We start from the raw sequence: 17,020 nt of genomic DNA, 5'->3' as shown, positions 1-17,020 counted from the left end.
TTCTGTTCCATTGCCACGAGGCACGGGCGTTGAGCCGATATGTTAGCTTGCTTCAGTTCCCGGCTCGTCCTCGCGGGTCGAGAAGGCGCGGCCCAGGCTGAACACCAGTACATAAAGCGGAACGTTGATGACCAGGCTGACAATGGGAAGATAGCTCGTCATCCGCCATGGCGGCGAGAAGAACGGCTGGCCGTAGCCGTCACAGACAAGCGACGAACCGTACTCCCACAGCGCCCCTGTAGCCGCCGCGACGACGAAAAGCTTGATACAGGTGACAATATGCCTTGCCCGCGCCGGCTCCGGCGAGAGGCGGCCCCACAGCACCAGGCAGACGATCGGAATAGCATAGATCAGGTTCTGCACGGCCAGCATTGGAATGGTGCCGTTGGCAGCGGCAAGGAACTCGGCGCGTGTTTCCAGCCTGGCGCAAACCTCGCTTGAGGTCGTCGACAGCAGGAAAAAGACGAAGGGCCCGAGGAACCAGAAGAAGAACAGCGACGGCCAGAAAACGACTGCAAGCAGCGCCCGGGCAGCCAGTCTGGTCAACTGGCCTGGTCCATGAAGCGCGGGAACCAGCCTTCGTGGGCGGTGGTCAATTCGTTGACAGGAACAGCCCGCGCCTCGCCGAGCTTCAGCTCGGTGCCGCCGGTCGAGCCGATCCATGGCGCGAAGATGCCGAGTTCGGCCTGCTGTTTGCGAATGGCGTCCCATTCGTCGCCGTGCGGATCGATCGACAGCGTCAGGAGATAGCGGCCCTGGTCCTCGCCGAACCAGACCGGGATCGGATCGGTGCCAACAAGCCCCGGAACGGTGGCACCAATACCTGACGCCATCACCATTTCGGCCAGCGCCACGGCGATACCACCATCGGAAACATCATGAGCCGACGTGACGATGCCCGATGCGATCAAGGCGCGCACATGGTCGCCGACGCGCTTTTCATGCTCGAGATCGACCGGCGGCGGTGGGCCGTCGGTCCGGCCGTGGATGTCTCTGAAATAGACCGACTGGCCGAGATGCGTTCCCCAGGAAGCGGGAGCGCCGACCAGCAGGATCATTTGGCCCTCGGCGGCGAAACCGGTCCTCACCATCTTCGACCAGTCGGCGATCAATCCGACACCACCGATGGTCGGCGTCGGCAGGATGCCTTGGCCGTTGGTTTCGTTGTAGAGCGAGACATTGCCCGACACGATCGGGAAGCCGAGCGCGCGGCAGGCGTCGCCGATGCCTTTCACCGCACCGACCAACTGGCCCATGATCTCAGGCCGTTCCGGATTGCCGAAATTGAGGTTGTCGGTGGCCGCCAGCGGCAAGGCACCTGTAGCGGTCAGGTTGCGCCAGCATTCGGCCACCGCCTGCTTGCCGCCCTCAAAGGGATCGGCTTCGCAGTAGCGTGGCGTCACATCGGACGAGAAGGCAAGCGCCTTTGTCGGATGACCTTCGACGCGCACCACGCCGGCATCGCCGCCGGGAAGCTGCAGCGAATTACCCTGGATCAGCGTGTCGTACTGCTCCCAAACCCAGCGGCGCGAGGACAGGTCCGGTCCGCCGAGCAGCTTCAACAGCGCGTCGGCGACATCGGCCTGCGGAACGTCATTTGCGGCAAGCGGCGCCGGCTTCTTCGGCTCGGTCCAGGGACGGTCATATTCCGGCGCCTTGTCGCCAAGATCCTTGATCGGCAAATTGGCGACCTCGTCGCCTTGGTGCAGGATGCGAAAACGCAGATCGTCGGTCGTCTTGCCGACGATGGCGAAGTCGAGACCCCATTTGTGGAAGATCGCCTCGGCTTCCTTTTCCTTTTCGGGGCGGAGCACCATCAGCATGCGCTCCTGGCTTTCCGAAAGCATCATCTCGTAGGCGCTCATGCGCTCTTCGCGCCGGCACCTTGTCGAGATCGAGCTCGATGCCGAGGTCGCCCTTGGCGCCCATTTCGACCGCCGAACAGGTGAGGCCGGCCGCACCCATGTCCTGGATGGCGATGACCGCGCCCGAGGCCATCAGTTCGAGGCAGGCCTCCAGCAGGCATTTCTCGGTGAAGGGATCGCCGACCTGCACGGTCGGGCGCTTCTCGTCGATCTTGTCGTCGAATTCGGCGGACGCCATGGTGGCGCCGCCGACGCCGTCGCGGCCGGTCTTGGCGCCGAGATAGACGACAGGCAAGCCGACGCCCTTGGCTTCCGACAGGAAGATAGCATCGGTCTTCGCCAGGCCCGCCGCAAAGGCGTTGACCAGGATGTTGCCGTTGTAGCGGGCATCGAAATTGACCTCGCCGCCAACCGTCGGCACGCCAAAGGCGTTGCCATAACCGCCGACGCCTGAAACCACGCCGGAGACGAGATGTCGGGTCTTGGGATGGTCAGGCGCGCCGAAGCGCAACGCGTTCATCGCCGCGATCGGCCGCGCGCCCATGGTGAAGACGTCGCGCAGGATACCGCCGACGCCGGTCGCCGCACCCTGGTAGGGCTCGATGTAGGATGGGTGGTTGTGGCTCTCCATCTTGAAGACGACGCAATCGCCGTCGCCGATGTCGACCACACCGGCATTCTCGCCCGGTCCCTGGATGACCTGCGGCCCGGTGGTCGGCAGGGTGCGCAGCCATTTCTTCGAGGATTTGTAGGAGCAGTGCTCGTTCCACATCGCCGAGAAGATGCCGAGTTCGGTGAAGCTCGGCTCGCGGCCGACGAGGTCGAGGATGCGCTGATATTCGTCGGGCTTCAGCCCATGCGCGGCGATGAGCTCAGGGGTGATCGGCACGGAATTGGAAATGGTCATGAGCGGCGATTTTTATCCGGGGCGTTGGGAGTTTGAGTCCGTTCTTATCGCAAGCCGACAGGTCGATACACCCATGTTTCGACGAAAAACGTTCGAAAACCGGACAAAGCCACAGGGCAATCCCCAGCAGCCAGTAATCCCTTGCCACGAAGCCCTTCGGCTCAGGAGAAGCTGTCGTAGCCGGCGCGGCCCTCGTCGAGAAGCCTACGGATCACCGCGACGCCTTCAACGATGTCCTTGCGTTGCCTTGGCTGCGAAACGCCGAAGCGGACACCGTGAAAGACCTGTTCGGAGCGGCCAGCCTTGAACTCGTCCTCATCGTCGATCAGCACGCCGTGCTCCAGGCAGGCGTTCTTGAAGGTGCCGGAGAGCCACGGGTCAGGCAAGGTGAGCCAGACGAAGGGCACCTTGTCATGTGACTTGAACGCAAAGCCGGCCAAAGTCTCGCGCACGATCGCGGTGCGGGCGCTAATTTCGGCGATGCAGCCCTTGCGGATATCGCTCGCCTGGCCGGACAGCACCAGCCGGGCATTCACCTCCGCCAGCAGAAAAGGCATGCCGCCGGTCATCATCTTGTGCGCGACGCGGATGCGGTGGCGATAGGCAGGAGGGCAGGAGAGCCAGCCGCCGCGCACACCGGCCGCGACCGATTTCGACAGGCCGCCAGCGACGATGGTTTGCTCGGGCGCATATTCGGCGAGTAGCGGCGTCGGGTCATCGGTCAGGTTGCCGTAGAGATCGTCCTCGATGAGGACGACATTGTATTCGCGCGCGACACGCGCGATTGCGGCGCGACGCTCAGCCGACAAGGTCACCAGTGTCGGATTCTGCGCAGTTGGCATCAGGAAGATCATTTTTGGATGTTTTTGCGCGCAGACGCGCTCGAAATCATCGGGATCGACGCCTTCCTCGTCCGAGGCCACCAGTGCCGTCCGCCGGCCGATCAGGCCAGCGCTGCGGGAAATCTGCGAGTAGGTAAGGTGCTCGAAGGCAACATAATCGCCGGGCGTGGTCAGCGCCGCGATCGCACCCATCACCGCGGCATGGGTGCCGAGCGTGGGAACAATGGCGTCGGCTGCCGGGCGAAAGGCGTTTCGCGACAGCCAGCGGGCGCCGGCTTCGTACCAGCGGTCCGGAAAATCGCGCGTGTAGCTCGAGATCTCGTGCGGATGGTCCTGCGCCGTGCGCGACAGGACGTCGGCGACGACAGCGCCTTGGCCGATATCCGGCGCCGCCGTGCTGTCGAACCGCAACTTGTCGCGGGGCGCATCGATGTATCGCGTGCCTTCGTCGTTCGAGGGCAGCAAGTCGGGTTGGGCGCCGTCCGGGCGTTGTCCCAGCACATAGGTTCCACGTCCGACCTCTCCACTCACCAGCCCGCGCTCGCGGAGCAATTGGTAGGCCCTGCCGACCGTGCCGACGGTCGCGCCGATATCGTAGGCGAGATCTCGTTGTGGTGGCAATTTTGCTCCCGGGTCGATCGTGCCCTTGTCGATGTCGGACTCGATGGCATCGGCAAGGCGCTGGTAGAGCGGGCCGGAGCCAATGGTGAGGTCGGGAAGCCAATTTGTCATGGTGACAATTTTCTATATTGCGCCGCACAATGAGTCAATACATATGAATTGCGTGGCAAAAAGGGTCCAATCGGAAGCTTTGGTAGAAATAAAATGGGTACAATAGAGACAATTCATCACGTCGGTGTCTTTGGACAGGCTGCGCGCCCCGTGGGCTGGCGCGGCTATGTCCGCCGCCTCGTGCGGGTGGTCACGTCGTTCTTCCTCTGGATCGACATCCTGGTGGAGCGCCGGCGCGGCCGGTTGGCATTGCTCGAAATGACCGACGATCAGCTCAAGGACATCGGCATATCCCGCTGCGATGCCCATCGCGAGGGCATCCGATCGCTCTGGGATTGAGAACGGCCGGCGCGCATCAGGTTTTCTTCGGGGCGCTCGGTCGTCGATTCAGTGCTCGGATGCGGGCGGCGCCATGGTCCGCAAGGACGGCGACCACGCACAGGACAAGAAAGAGCGCGGTGATCGCGAGCGACCAGATCACCACGCTCGTCCAGCCATTCTTGGCGGCGTTGAGGAAGGGGTAGGGCACCTCACCGGCGACCGGCGCGCGCAACAGCGCATAGGCCAGATAGGCTAGGGGATAGAGCACCCACCAGGACATGTCGCGCCATCGCGTTGACCCGTCAGCGCCAGCCGCCAGCCACCACAGCACGAACAGCACCGGCGTCACATAGTGCAGAAGTATATTGCAAAGCAGGAACAGGCCTTGCAACTGCTCCAGCGGGGCCAGCACCGTTGCGTACACGAGAAAGACCAGCACGATCGAGACCGTGACGCCCGCTCGCATGCGCGGTCCGGCGAAGGCAGGCAGCCAAGCGTATAGGCTGGGAGACAGTAGCGACGCGTAGACAAGCACCGCGCCGATATTGGTCAGGATCGTGAAGAAGCTGAAATAAAAGACGATCGAGCCGAGGAAACCGCGACCGGCGTCCATCGACGCCGGGATGGTGATGCAGAACTGCAGGACAAGCCCGGCCAGACCGATGACCAGACCCGCAACCTGCAGGAACCGGCCCAAAGCGTTATGCCGCCGCGCTACAGGATGGATTACCCGTTTGCCAGCGGGCAATGTCCGAACCGATGCGCGCGCCAAGCGGTTGGGTCATCAGTGGACCGAACGCGTCGACACGGCTCGAATTGCCCTTGGCCTGCACGACCAGCAAGGGTTTTCCGCCATAATGGTTGGCCGGAACCAGCAGGAAGCGCGGCGTGCCGCTGAACGAGTTCAGCTCATTGGCCATCTGATAGGATTTGAAGGCCGGGTCCTTGCTCGCGATCCAGCATTTGTGGGCAGCGATCGCCACCTGTTCCATGGAGAGAAGTGCGGCACTTTTGCTCGATGGAACCGGTGCGCTGCTCTTCGGGCTCGATTGGCAGGAGGCAATCAAAAGGCCGGCCGCGGCGACGAGGGCGAGGCGAACGGTCGTCTGTTTCATGATCACGCGGCGCCCATTTCAAGCTCGGAGAGGAAGATCTTCAGCCCGTCCGTCATCTCGCCCCAGACGCGCGACAACGCCGGGTGCTGCAAGGCGATCTGTTCGTAGGCATCGAATTTGGGATAGGCATCAAGCAGGTCGTGATGTCCTGTCATGGCGCGGAAATTGTTGAAGATGAACCGCGTCGGCGTCAGCCATGCATCGGCGAAGCTGATGTCATCGCCCAGCGCGAAGGGCCCTTGCGCCATCCGGGCCTCCACAGCGGCCAGTCCATGATGCAGGCGGGCGAACTGCGCCGCGATCTCCGCCTCGTTGCGCTTAGGAACGAAATGAAGCTCGAAAAGCTTCATTGTCGGGGCCAGCACATCGAGATCGGTGATGCGGGCAAACATGCGCACCAGCGCGCGATCCTTCGAATCTGGCGGCAGCAGCGCCGGCTCGGGAAACCGCTCTTCAAGATATTCCGCGATGACCACCGACTCGACAATCGTCTCGCCGGAACCGGTGATCAGCACCGGAATCCGGTTGAGCGGCGAAATGGCGCGGAATTCCTCGGGGATGGGAAATCCAGCTGGCGGCGCGATGATCTTGAGCGGCACGTCCTTGATGTAGGCCAGCGCCCGCACGATCGACGAGTAGGGCGACAACGGCCGCGAATAGAGTTTCATGACCGTGTTTCTCCCCAATGTTATGATTTTGATTTGTCCGCAATTCTCAAGGTTGCGGCCGCAACCGTCAAGCGGCGATACCGAGGGCGCTTTCGAACAGCGCTCTTCCATCATTGCCGCCATGCGCCGCTTCGATCAGGTTCTCGGGATGTGGCATCAGGCCGAGCACATTGCCCTGGCCGTTGATGATGCCGGCGATATCGTTGATCGAGCCATTGGGATTGGTGCCGTCCGCGTAGCGGAACACCACCTGGCCTTCGCCTTCGAGACGGGCAAGAGTATCTGCGTCGGCGAAATAGTTGCCATCGTGATGCGCCACCGGCGAGCGGATGATCTGGCCCGGCTGGTAGCGGCGGGTGAACATGGTGTTGGCATTGGTGATCTGTAGCTTGACCTGCCGGCAGACGAATTTCAGCGAGGTGTTGCGCATCAACGCGCCCGGCAAAAGGCCGGCCTCGACCAGGATCTGGAAACCGTTGCAGACGCCGATGACCGTGACACCCTTGGCCGCCTTTTCGGCGACCGCCCGCATCACCGGCATGCGCGCGGCGATGGCGCCGCAGCGCAGATAGTCGCCGAAGGAAAAGCCACCGGGAATGGCGATCAGGTCGACATCGGGGATTTCGGTATCGGTCTGCCAGACCGTGACCGGCGGCGTGCCGGAAATCTTGGTCAGCGCCGCGATCATGTCGCGGTCGCGATTGAGGCCAGGGAGGAGGACGACGGCTGATTTCATTTCGGTTCGTAAGGCCTCTGGGATTCGGCAAGTTCGCGCAGGTCTAGGCGCCGTTCGATATGTTCAAGACGGCCATCCTGGCGGGCAAGCACGCCATAGATGTTCTTCACGTCACCCTCCGTGGCGATGAGGTGGCCGCGAATGGAGCCAAGCTCGGACTTCACCTCTCCAAGCGTCAAATCCATTCTGTCCAGCCGGGATTGAATGGACTTGAGGACTTCAAATATCAAGCTTCCATCGATCTCGGCCACCAACCCCTCCGACACAACCTCAGGTAAGTGTCACACTATAATTCTCAATCACCGTATTCGCCAGCAGCTTGTCGCACATGGCCTTCAGGTCGGCCTCGGCCTTGGCCTTGTCGGACTCCGAAAGCTCTACGTCGAACACCTTGCCCTGCCGGACAAGGCCCACGCCATCGAAGCCCAGTCCGGACAGCGCATGTTCGATCGCCTTGCCTTGCGGGTCGAGAACGCCATTCTTGAGGGTGACGGTAATGCGGGCCTTGATCACGCTGGAAACGCTCCTGTTCGAAAATCTTGTCTAGGTATCAGTGCGGCTTGCCTTTGATGCCATCGGTCGACGCGACAAGCACCGGCCCGGCGGGGCGCGGCGGCTCGTTCTCGTTCATGATGCCAAGGCGGCGGGCCACTTCCTGGTAGGCTTCGACCAGTCCGCCCATATCGCGGCGGAAACGGTCCTTGTCGAGCTTGTCCTGCGTCGCCACGTCCCACAGGCGGCAGGAGTCCGGCGAAATCTCGTCGGCGACCACGATGCGCATCATGTCGCCCTCGAACAGGCGGCCGCATTCGATCTTGAAGTCGACGAGTTGGATGCCGACGCCCATGAACAGGCCGGAAAGGAAGTCGTTGACGCGGATGGCCAGCGCCATCACGTCGTCGATCTCCTGCGGGCTCGCCCACCCGAACGCGGTGATGTGCTCTTCCGACACCATCGGATCGTCGAGCGCATCGGCCTTGTAATAGAACTCGATGATCGAGCGCGGCAAGACGGTGCCTTCGTCGATGCCCAGGCGTTTGGACAGCGAACCGGCGGCGACGTTGCGGACAACCACTTCGAGCGGAATGATCTCGACTTCCTTGATCAGCTGCTCTCGCATGTTGAGCCGGCGGATGAAGTGGGTCGGAATGCCCATGCGGTTGAGGTGGTTGAAGATGTACTCGGAAATGCGGTTGTTGAGCACGCCCTTGCCGTCGATGACCTCGTGCTTCTTCTTGTTGAACGCGGTTGCATCGTCCTTGAAGAACTGGATCAGCGTGCCCGGTTCGGGTCCCTCATAGAGGATCTTGGCCTTGCCTTCATAAATGCGGCGGCGATTTTTCATATGAATTTTTCTCTGGATTTGCGGGCAGGCGGCAAGCGACCAGTTCCTGTCCGTCTGCCTGAAATAGTGCGGCGACGGTTGGGGTTCAATGCCGGGTCTATCCCAATCACATCGTTTGCTCAATCGGCAAATCCTTCCAATCAACTGGTTTCGCGACCGAAATGCCGCAGCGCAGCATGCGATGAAGCGTATTGACCCGTCCGCGACCTTTTGGTTTGTGCTTCGCCAACACATATACACCACCACCAGCGAATCGATTTCCATCGGAGGGATGCCATGAGCAGCATGAAGGATCGCGAAGAGGGCTTTGAGCGCAAGTTCGCGTTCGACGAGGAACTTCGGTTCAAGGCCTCGGCACGCCGCAACAAGACGCTGGGCTTGTGGGCCGCCGAGAAGCTTGGAAAGTCCGGCGCCGATGCCGAGGCCTATGCCAAGCAGGTTGTGATCTCCGACATCGAGGAAGCCGGCGACCACGATGTTTTCCGCAAGATCCGCAAGGATTTCGATGCGGCGGGCGTCGACCAGTCGGACCATCAGATCCGCCGCACCATGGATGAAAATGATGGCGCAGGCGATCGAGCAGATCAAGAACACCTGATCCAGCCAAGCAGGTTTTGCAAAAGTGTCCTGCGGTTGCGACAGAACCTGCGACAAACAAAGAATGACTGGCCCAATCGACCGCTCGGCCTAGCCGGGCGGTTTCTTTGCCTTTGCGGCGGTTTCCGGCTGAAACTGCTGACGTTAACAAGGAAAGAGTTCATGTCCCTGAAGTCCCGCCTCGCGGCCGATGAAACCCTATTCACCGCATGGTCCGGCGTCCCGGATGCCTTGACCGTCGAAATCGTCGCCAAACAGGGATTTGATGCGGTAACACTCGATATGCAGCATGGCGGCCATCATGAAGACAGCGTTCTGCGTGGCCTTGTCCCGGTGCTGGCCGCCAACAAGCCGGCATTGGTGCGCATTCCCGTCGGCCGCTTTGACATGGCGAGCCGCGCGCTCGATTTTGGTGCCGAGGCGGTTATCGCACCGATGGTCAATTCCGTTGCCGACGCGAAGCTGTTTGCGGCAGCGATGAAATACCCGCCGCTCGGCGAGCGGTCCTGGGGGCCTACCTATGCCTTCCCGCGCCACGGCAAGGGCGACCAGGCCGATTGGCTGCGCGACACCAACCAGCGCACGATGGCCTTCGCCATGGTCGAAACCCGCGCCGCGCTTGATGCGCTTGACGGCATCCTCGACACGCCGGGCATCGACGGCATCTTCCTCGGTCCGTCGGATTTCTCGATTGCGTGGACCAATGGCGCGACGGTCAATTCGACACTGGAAAGCATGATGGAGACCGTGGCGTCGGTCGCCGAGCGTACCCGCAAGGCCGGCAAGCATGCCGCGATCTATGTCGTCGAGCCGGCAATTGCCGGCCGTGTCGTGTCGATGGGCTACAGGCTGCTCGCCATGGGATCGGAGCACGCGCTGATCGGTCTGGGTGCGAAAACCCTGCTCAAAAGCATGCAGGATTCGATCAAGGCTTGAAGCCGGGTTCCGTCCGTTCCCGGCGGATCATGGAGCCTTCAGATCCGTCAGGAATTTGGCGAAGGTCATTGATCCTTCGGGCCACGGCCCGAAGCCGGAATCCGCATTGAGGTGACCGGTCTCGCCGGCGTCGATGAACAGGGAGCCCCAGGCCCCGGCAATGTCCTCGGCCACGTCGAACGCGCAGAACGGGTCGTTGCGACTAGCGATCACGATTGATGGAAACGGCAGGGGATCGCGCGGGTAAGGGCCGAAGGTCATCAAGTGCCTCGGCCTCATCTCCGGATTGGCGACATCGGGCGGCGCAACGAAGAAGCCGCCCGCGACCGGCCGCCGGAACCGCGGTATGGCCTGGACGGCCGCCGCGACGCCAAGCGAATGCGCGACGATGACGACCGGGCGTTCGGCCTCATTGACCGCTTTCGCCACGCTTGCCGTCCAGTCCTCGCGCACCGGCTTCGACCATTCCGCCTGCTCGACTCGGCGCGCCGTCGACAGTTTCGATTGCCAGCGGCTCTGCCAATGCTCGGGCCCCGAATTGGTGTAGCCCGGCACGATGAGAATATCTGCGTCCTTGACCTTCATGGCGCTGAAATAGCGAGCGTTGTCGCTTCATGCAACCGTCTCGGAATGCGCCGGCGATCGAAAAGGTGAACACCATGTTCGCTTATTGCTGTCTTGTGTGAACGATCGTGATCAACGATTTGTCAGAGGAAAGAAACAGCCGTGGATGGGCCGGGATTTTGGGACTGACACGACGTACAATAATTGGTGGCGCTGGGTACCTCGCGTGGGGCGTTTCCTCGGTGGCCGCTCGAACGGAGCATCAGATGAGTGAACTGCCTTTTGCCGCCACGACCCCCGTCAGCGTCTCTCGTGTGGGATTGAAGGCGCGCGATGCCGAAAGCCTCGCCGCTTACTATCGCAAGGTTGTCGGCCTGCGGGAATTGAGCCGGGCCGATGGCGCGATCACCTTGGGTGCGGCCAACCGTCCGCTGCTCGTCATCGAGGCGGATGCCGCGGCCAAGCCCGACGATCCGCGCAGCGCCGGCCTGTTCCACACCGCATTCCTGCTGCCGAGCCGAGCCGATCTCGGCCGCTGGATCAATCACGCCATCGCCGACAAGATCGCCATCGAGGGGGCTTCCGACCATCTGGTCAGCGAGGCGCTGTATCTTACCGATCCGGAAGGTAACGGCATCGAGATTTATGCCGACCGCCGCCCGCAGGACTGGAAGTGGAATGGCGACAAGGTGGCGATGGCGACCGAACGATTGAACGTCCCGTCCGTCCTTGCCGAAGTCCCGGCGAGCGATGCCGGTTGGCAAGGCGCGCCTGAAAACAGCATTGTCGGCCATGTCCACCTGCGTGTCGGCCGGCCGGAAGACGCCGAGGCCTGGTGGAACCAGGAATTCGGCTTCGACACCGTGGCGAAATATGGCGGCCAGGCGGTGTTCCTGTCGTCGGGTGGATATCATCACCACATCGGCGCCAATGCCTGGCAGAGCCCGGGCGCCGGCCGCCGCGATCCCGCCCGGTCCGGTCTGGCTTGGGTCGAGATGCGTTCGGACAATGTGACGGACGCAACGACGCGTGAGGATCCGTGGGGCACGGTGATCAGGACGGTGCCTGGCAAGGCTGGCTGAGGAGGCTCCGTTCGGATCTTACCCCGACATCGCTCCGAAGCCTGTCAGCAGCCCATGCTCCCAACTGGCGAATCCAGCTGCCGCCGCGCGTGCGGAGGCTTGCGTCCAATCATAGCCAATCATGCTGTGACTGAACGACCAGCCTCCGTCGGCGCGTGTGGCGATCGCGAAGCGGGCATGCGGGCTACCGGTCACGGTGAGGCCGGGGAAGGCCTGGACGCCAACGCTGCCGGGATTGAGTATCAGCTGACTGTCGGACAGATGCACGACGCGTGGCGTATGTGTATGGCCGCACAAGACAAGCCCGGCAACGGCACGTCCGAGCTTGCGCCTGACCTGGTCTTCCCCGGACGGATAGAAGTGATTGCCGCCGTCTTCCTCGAGCAGGAACGTCTCGTCGCTGTCTGGACTGCCGTGACACAGCAGGATTTCCGGAGTTAGGAGCAGGGTGGTTGGCAAGCTCGAAAGCCAGGCCAAGGATGCCCCGGAGAGACACCGGTGGGTAAAGGCATCGATATCTTCCAACCCGGAAACCGGCGGCTCTATCAGAACCCGGTCGTGATTGCCGCGCACGGTCGGCCAGTTCTCGGTGATCAGGTATTGCGCGGTTTCCTCCGGCCACAACGGGCCGGAGACACAGTCACCCAGATTGACGATGATGTCTGGAGAACTTTCCTTGATGCGCGCATGGACCGCCTCCAGCGCGCGAAGATTGCCATGGATGTCCGAAACGACAGCCAGCCGCATCAAAGATCCTATCCGAATACGCGCTTGAAGATCGTATCGACATGCTTGGTGTGATAGCCGAGGTCGAATTTCTCGCGGATCTCGGCTTCCGGCAGGGCGGCGGTGACTTCCTTGTCGGCCAATAATTCCTCAAGAAAATCAGCGCCTTGCTCCCACACTTTCATGGCATTGCGCTGCACCAGGCGGTAAGAATCCTCACGCGACAGGCCCGCCTGCGTCAGCGCCAGCATCACGCGCTGCGAATGCACGAGACCGCGGAACTTGTTCATGTTCTTCAGCATGTTCTCGGGATAGACGAGCAGCTTGTCGACGACGCCGGTCAGCCGCGACAGCGCGAAATCGAGCGTCACCGTCGCGTCCGGACCGATCATGCGCTCGACCGAGGAGTGTGAAATGTCGCGCTCGTGCCAGAGCGCTACATTCTCCATTGCCGGCAGCGCCATGGAGCGCACCATGCGGGCGAGGCCGGTGAGGTTTTCGGTCAGCACCGGGTTGCGCTTGTGTGGCATCGCCGACGAGCCTTTTTGGCCAGGCGAAAAAAACTCTTCCGCTTCCAGCACTTCGGTGCGCTGCAGATGCCTGATTTCGGTCGCCAGCCGCTCGATCGACGAAGCGATGACGCCGAGCGTGGCGAAGAACATGGCGTGGCGGTCGCGCGGGATCACCTGCGTCGACACCGGCTCCGGCTTCAGGCCGAGCTTTGCCGCCACATACTCTTCGACATAGGGTTCGATGTTGGCGAAGGTGCCGACCGCGCCCGAAATCGCGCAGGTGGCGATGTCTTCGCGCGCATGCACCAGCCGCTCGCGGCAGCGCGAAAACTCGGCATAGGCCTGCGCCAGCTTGATGCCGAAGGTCGTCGGCTCGGCATGGATGCCATGGCTGCGGCCGATGGTGACGGTGTCCTTGTGCTCGAAAGCGCGGCGCTTGAGCGCGGCGAGCAGACCGTCGATGTCGGCGAGAAGAATGTCGCTGGCCCGCGTAAGCTGCACCGCAAAGCAGGTGTCGAGAACGTCCGACGAGGTCATGCCCTGGTGGATGAAACGCGCGTCGGGTCCGACGAAGTCGGCGAGATGGGTCAGGAAGGCGATGACATCATGCTTGGTGACGCGCTCGATCTCGTCGATTGCCTCGACGTTGAATGTCGCCGCGTTGCCTTTCTCCCAGATGGTTCTTGCCGCTTCCTTAGGGATCACGCCGAGTTCTGCCAGCGCATCGCAGGCATAGGCCTCGATCTCGAACCAGATGCGGAACCGGGTTTCGGGCGACCAGATGGCGACCATTTCCGGCCGGGAATAGCGAGGGATCATATTTGTTGATTTCCAGCGTCGCGTTGCGTTGCCCGCGTCCTAACAGAGGCTGGCAAAATCCTCAACGTTGGCGTCGCGCAAACCAGACGCCGGCGACTGCCAGCGCAATGAAACCAAGGGGGAAATAGAGCCGGATGCCAAGAACGATGAACTGGTAGAGCGCGATCAGCACGGTGAACGCGAACTGGAAGGCCCAGGTGATGGTGAAGGCGGGTGCGTGCCACTCGGCATAGTAGGAGCGGTATTGCAGGGCGAACAGTCCGCCGGTAAGACCGATCGTCGAAGCCAGCAGACAGACAAGGCCAGCAGCCAAGGCGACTTCCCACTGCCGTCCGAGCGAGACAAGCCGCGCAAGGAAAAGCCCAACGGGGAAGGCGATCGCCCCGCCCGTGGCAAACAGCAACGAAATCAAGCGGATCTTCGCCGGTGTTTCCCATCCGGCCAGCAGCAGATTGGTGAGCGCGCTGGCGCCCATCACAACAGCCCAGAGCAAGCCGCCCAGAAGCGCGGTTGGCAGCGATGGCAGGGCGCAGCGAACACGATCAAGGACGCGGCTCGGCATCGCGGGCCGATCGGATGTCGTCACACGTGTCCGGTCATCGCGAGGCAGCTGCATGGTTCCCGTGCGCGAGCAAGCAAACGGCAGCCAGGATGGGGATCAGCATGGGTTTCCGATTCGTCGGCCAGTGGAGGAAATCCCTTACCATGGCAGCCCCCGACCGTCGCGAGCCCGATAAAGCGAATGCGATGCATCCAATCGGCCTGTCATTTGTTATTGTCGGCAGTCCAATGGAGAACCAACCATGACCGACACCAGCAAAATTCGTGAGCATATGGAAGTCGTCGGCGCCGATGGCGTGCATGTCGGCACCGTCGACAAGATCGATGGCCAGCGCATCAAGCTGACCAGGGCCGACAGCGGCGAGGGCGCCCACAAGGGCCATCACCATTACATTTCGCTGGCCCTTGTTGCCGAGGTCGATGGCAAGAAGGTGTGGCTGTCCGCGAATTCCGATGTCGCGGTGACGTTCGAGGAAGAAAAATCCGATCCTGTGTGATCGACGGCTTCAGCCCGGCCGCGACGACCAGACAGGAAACAGGTCGCCGTCGGCGGGCGTCGCGGCGTGTACGCCGCGGCTGATGGCGCGTGCCATCGTTGCGCCGGCCGCCGCGTAGAGATCGATGGCGTCATTGGGCGAAAGCTGGATTCCGCTCTTGCCTGTCGCCAGCGCAAAGACCAGGTCGCCATCGGCGGGTGTGTGCGCTGGCCAGATGGCGCGCGCGAAACCATCATGAGCGGATATCGCCAGCCGCTTCGCCGCCGCCTTGGTGAGAACGGCATCGGTGGCGATGATGGCAATGGTCGTGTTGCCGCCGCCGATGTCCTTGTCTCCCAGCTTCCTGTCGCGAAATTTCAGCAGAATCTTCCTGGCGTCGTCAGGCATTGGCGACGGATAGCCCAGCCCGCCGAATTCATCGTCGATCTCGAAAGGTGCAGCCCAGAAATGGCGGGTTCGGCCTATCGTCACCGAACCGGTGGGATTGACGGCGGCCAGCGCGCCGATGGTGACGCCGCTGTCGAGCACGGTGGACGCCGAGCCGAGCCCGCCCTTGAGCCCGGACGTCAGCGCGCCGGTGCCGGCGCCGACCGTGCCGAGTGCAAAGTCGGTGGCCGCAGCCTGCACTGCTTCGTAGCCGAGATCGCGATAGAGCGGATAGCGGCCCCAATCCTTGTCGCCGCCATTGCGCAGGTCAAACAGGATCGCCGCCGGCACGATCGGCACGCGAAATCCCCCGACATCCAGCCCAATGCCGTTTTCGCGCAAGGCTGCCTGGACGCCGGAGGCCGCGTCGAGGCCAAAGGCCGAGCCGCCGGAAAGCACCAGCGCATGTACGATCTCGACCGAATTGTGCGGCTCGAGCAGATCGGTCTCGCGCGTTCCCGGTGCGCCGCCCAGGATCTGGACGCCGGCCACCGCCGGTTCGTCGCAAAGGATTGTCGTCACGCCGGACTTCAACCTTGTGTCGGAAGCATTGCCGACGCGCAGGCCCGCAACGTCCGTGATCAGATTGCGCGGGCCGGTTCTAAACATCAGTTGCTTTCCAAAGGCGCAAACCGCGTGCCGTCGAAGCGGAAGACACGGTAGGGGCTCTGGCTCAGGTCGCCTTTCCCGTCGAAGCGCACGGGCCCGATTGCCGTCGAGAAGTCATGTGCGGTGAGTGCGTCGGCCAGCGGCTTGGCCGAGGTTTCAGCCAAACCTGACGCGGCCTTGGCGATCTCGACCGCCGCATAGGCAGGCAGCGTATAGCCGTCCGGCACGATCTTCTGATCGGCAAATGCCTGGAGCACCTTGGGGTTGGCGACTTCGGCCCACTCCAGCGGCGCAATCATCAACGTGCCCACCGAATAGGGCACGTCGCCAGGTGGTGTGCGCAAATTCTCGCCGCCTGCAAACACGATACCGGCATTGAGTTGGGCTGCATCGCGGCCCATGATGGCGATGTCATCGCCATCACCGCCCGCGAACACATGCGTCGCCCCGGCCTTCTTCAGCCTGCCGATCAGGCCGATCTGGTTGTCGAGCTGCGGCCGGAACGTGTCGACAAACACCGGTTTCAGCGCGGCCTGCTCTGCCGCCGCGCGAAACGTCTCGGCCATTTCGCGGCCGTAGATGGTACCGTCGTCGATGATGGCGAACAGCTCATTTTGCCAGAGCCGAGTAAGGGTCGTGGCGACCGCGTTACGCTCGTCGTCCCCGCGCGGTCCGAGACGATAGACCAGCCAGCCAGTCTTGACACGTCGGTCGGTCAGGCTCTCGGTGCGAACGCCCACCGTGATGAGCGGTATGTTGGCGTCCTTCAGGATCGGTAGCGCCGCCTCGATGGCATCGGTGCAGAGAAAGCCGACGACGATGTCGACCTTGGCCGCCGCGAATTCCCTGGCGGCCGCCGCGCCACCGTCGGCCGTGCAGGCATCATCAACAGTCTTGAAATCGACGCGGTTCGCCTGCGCTGCCAGCATGGCGCCCGTCTCGATCTGCTTGCCGAGTATGGCCGATGGCCCCGACAAGGGTGCGGCGATGCCGACCAGCAGCGCCTGGGCACTCGCACCGCCGGCCAGAGACAGCCAGAGCAGCAGCGCTATTGTCGTTGTCCCCGGTCGCATTATGTCGAAGCATTCCTCCGTACCGGTCACGCGTATTCTGGCACTCTTGGTGCAAAGACCTAAAGGCTGTCCGGCCTTGGTGCAACA

General features: G+C 62.4%; 19 protein-coding genes and 2 pseudogenes. 5 read left to right on the top strand and 16 right to left on the bottom strand.

What is annotated here, in order from left to right:
* Window positions 1-42: 42 nt before the first annotated feature.
* The 3 genes and pseudogenes from LGH82_RS07350 to LGH82_RS07340 all read right to left on the bottom strand — a co-directional run bounded on the left by LGH82_RS07350 (window position 43) and on the right by LGH82_RS07340 (window position 4,346).
* Entirely contained in the window at window positions 43-546 is a 504-nt protein-coding gene (locus tag LGH82_RS07350; RefSeq protein ID WP_227347894.1) for a hypothetical protein, read from the bottom strand.
* Between the two features lie 190 nt (window positions 547-736).
* Window positions 737-2,772 (bottom strand): annotated as a pseudogene (gene purL, locus LGH82_RS07345) (phosphoribosylformylglycinamidine synthase subunit PurL); the annotation flags it as partial.
* Window positions 2,773-2,933: 161 nt separating this feature from the next.
* On the bottom strand, window positions 2,934-4,346 hold the full coding sequence (locus LGH82_RS07340; protein WP_227347893.1) for a PLP-dependent aminotransferase family protein: 1,413 nt from the start codon (window positions 4,344-4,346) through the stop codon (window positions 2,934-2,936).
* 150 nt (window positions 4,347-4,496) lie between these two features.
* Here LGH82_RS07340 and LGH82_RS07335 point away from each other — a divergent pair, with 150 nt between their 5' ends.
* Entirely contained in the window at window positions 4,497-4,685 is a 189-nt protein-coding gene (locus tag LGH82_RS07335; protein ID WP_413771432.1) for a DUF1127 domain-containing protein, read from the top strand.
* A gap of 16 nt (window positions 4,686-4,701) precedes the next feature.
* Here LGH82_RS07335 and LGH82_RS07330 read toward each other — a convergent pair whose 3' ends face one another.
* The 7 genes from LGH82_RS07330 to purC all read right to left on the bottom strand — a co-directional run bounded on the left by LGH82_RS07330 (window position 4,702) and on the right by purC (window position 8,531).
* Complete coding sequence (locus LGH82_RS07330) at window positions 4,702-5,364, bottom strand: Pr6Pr family membrane protein (RefSeq protein WP_227347891.1); 663 nt, start codon at window positions 5,362-5,364, stop codon at window positions 4,702-4,704.
* A gap of 4 nt (window positions 5,365-5,368) precedes the next feature.
* A complete protein-coding gene (locus LGH82_RS07325) occupies window positions 5,369-5,782 on the bottom strand; it encodes a hypothetical protein (RefSeq protein ID WP_227347890.1) in 414 nt (137 codons plus the stop codon).
* A gap of 2 nt (window positions 5,783-5,784) precedes the next feature.
* Entirely contained in the window at window positions 5,785-6,450 is a 666-nt protein-coding gene (locus LGH82_RS07320) for a glutathione S-transferase family protein (protein ID WP_227347889.1), read from the bottom strand.
* A 67-nt stretch (window positions 6,451-6,517) separates the two neighbouring features.
* Entirely contained in the window at window positions 6,518-7,186 is a 669-nt protein-coding gene (gene purQ, locus LGH82_RS07315) for a phosphoribosylformylglycinamidine synthase subunit PurQ (protein ID WP_227347888.1), read from the bottom strand.
* On the bottom strand, window positions 7,183-7,437 hold the full coding sequence (locus LGH82_RS07310; protein ID WP_227347887.1) for a DUF1664 domain-containing protein: 255 nt from the start codon (window positions 7,435-7,437) through the stop codon (window positions 7,183-7,185). Before LGH82_RS07310 ends, purQ begins: the two co-directional genes overlap by 4 nt.
* A 19-nt stretch (window positions 7,438-7,456) precedes the next feature.
* A complete protein-coding gene (gene purS / locus LGH82_RS07305; RefSeq protein WP_227347886.1) occupies window positions 7,457-7,699 on the bottom strand; it encodes a phosphoribosylformylglycinamidine synthase subunit PurS in 243 nt (80 codons plus the stop codon).
* Between the two features lie 37 nt (window positions 7,700-7,736).
* A complete protein-coding gene (gene purC, locus LGH82_RS07300; RefSeq protein ID WP_227347885.1) occupies window positions 7,737-8,531 on the bottom strand; it encodes a phosphoribosylaminoimidazolesuccinocarboxamide synthase in 795 nt (264 codons plus the stop codon).
* A 276-nt stretch (window positions 8,532-8,807) separates the two neighbouring features.
* Between purC and LGH82_RS07295 the strand changes: the two are divergent.
* A pseudogene (locus LGH82_RS07295) lies at window positions 8,808-9,032 on the top strand (DUF1476 domain-containing protein); the annotation flags it as partial.
* Window positions 9,033-9,290: 258 nt separating this feature from the next.
* Window positions 9,291-10,064, top strand: coding sequence for an HpcH/HpaI aldolase family protein (locus LGH82_RS07290; RefSeq protein ID WP_227349512.1), 774 nt, complete (start codon window positions 9,291-9,293; stop codon window positions 10,062-10,064).
* 27 nt (window positions 10,065-10,091) lie between these two features.
* Here LGH82_RS07290 and LGH82_RS07285 read toward each other — a convergent pair whose 3' ends face one another.
* A complete protein-coding gene (locus LGH82_RS07285; protein WP_227347884.1) occupies window positions 10,092-10,649 on the bottom strand; it encodes an RBBP9/YdeN family alpha/beta hydrolase in 558 nt (185 codons plus the stop codon).
* Between the two features lie 245 nt (window positions 10,650-10,894).
* Here LGH82_RS07285 and LGH82_RS07280 point away from each other — a divergent pair, with 245 nt between their 5' ends.
* Window positions 10,895-11,710, top strand: a complete 816-nt coding sequence (locus LGH82_RS07280; protein ID WP_227347883.1) for a VOC family protein — start codon at window positions 10,895-10,897, stop codon at window positions 11,708-11,710.
* An 18-nt stretch (window positions 11,711-11,728) separates the two neighbouring features.
* Here the strand turns inward: LGH82_RS07280 and LGH82_RS07275 are convergent, their stop codons facing one another.
* The 3 genes from LGH82_RS07275 to LGH82_RS07265 form a co-directional block, all read right to left on the bottom strand.
* Window positions 11,729-12,457, bottom strand: coding sequence for a metallophosphoesterase family protein (locus tag LGH82_RS07275; protein WP_227347882.1), 729 nt, complete (start codon window positions 12,455-12,457; stop codon window positions 11,729-11,731).
* 8 nt (window positions 12,458-12,465) lie between these two features.
* Window positions 12,466-13,767, bottom strand: a complete 1,302-nt coding sequence (gene purB / locus LGH82_RS07270) for an adenylosuccinate lyase (protein WP_227347881.1) — start codon at window positions 13,765-13,767, stop codon at window positions 12,466-12,468.
* 61 nt (window positions 13,768-13,828) lie between these two features.
* Entirely contained in the window at window positions 13,829-14,329 is a 501-nt protein-coding gene (locus LGH82_RS07265; RefSeq protein ID WP_227347880.1) for a hypothetical protein, read from the bottom strand.
* A 241-nt stretch (window positions 14,330-14,570) separates the two neighbouring features.
* On the opposite strand from LGH82_RS07265, the gene LGH82_RS07260 reads away from it, so the two are divergent.
* Complete coding sequence (locus tag LGH82_RS07260; RefSeq protein WP_227347879.1) at window positions 14,571-14,825, top strand: DUF2171 domain-containing protein; 255 nt, start codon at window positions 14,571-14,573, stop codon at window positions 14,823-14,825.
* 9 nt (window positions 14,826-14,834) lie between these two features.
* Here LGH82_RS07260 and LGH82_RS07255 read toward each other — a convergent pair whose 3' ends face one another.
* Together LGH82_RS07255 and LGH82_RS07250 are read right to left on the bottom strand one after the other, a co-directional pair.
* Entirely contained in the window at window positions 14,835-15,860 is a 1,026-nt protein-coding gene (locus tag LGH82_RS07255; protein ID WP_227347878.1) for a P1 family peptidase, read from the bottom strand.
* Window positions 15,860-16,933, bottom strand: coding sequence for a branched-chain amino acid ABC transporter substrate-binding protein (locus tag LGH82_RS07250; RefSeq protein ID WP_227347877.1), 1,074 nt, complete (start codon window positions 16,931-16,933; stop codon window positions 15,860-15,862). The genes LGH82_RS07255 and LGH82_RS07250 overlap by 1 nt, the downstream gene beginning before the upstream one ends.
* Window positions 16,934-17,020 lie beyond the last annotated feature (87 nt).

The organism is Mesorhizobium sp. PAMC28654 (assembly GCF_020616515.1).
Taxonomy (GTDB): Bacteria; Pseudomonadota; Alphaproteobacteria; order Rhizobiales; family Rhizobiaceae; genus Mesorhizobium.
Note: the sequence above shows the minus strand (reverse complement) of the source record. Positions and strands in the feature narration are given on the sequence as shown.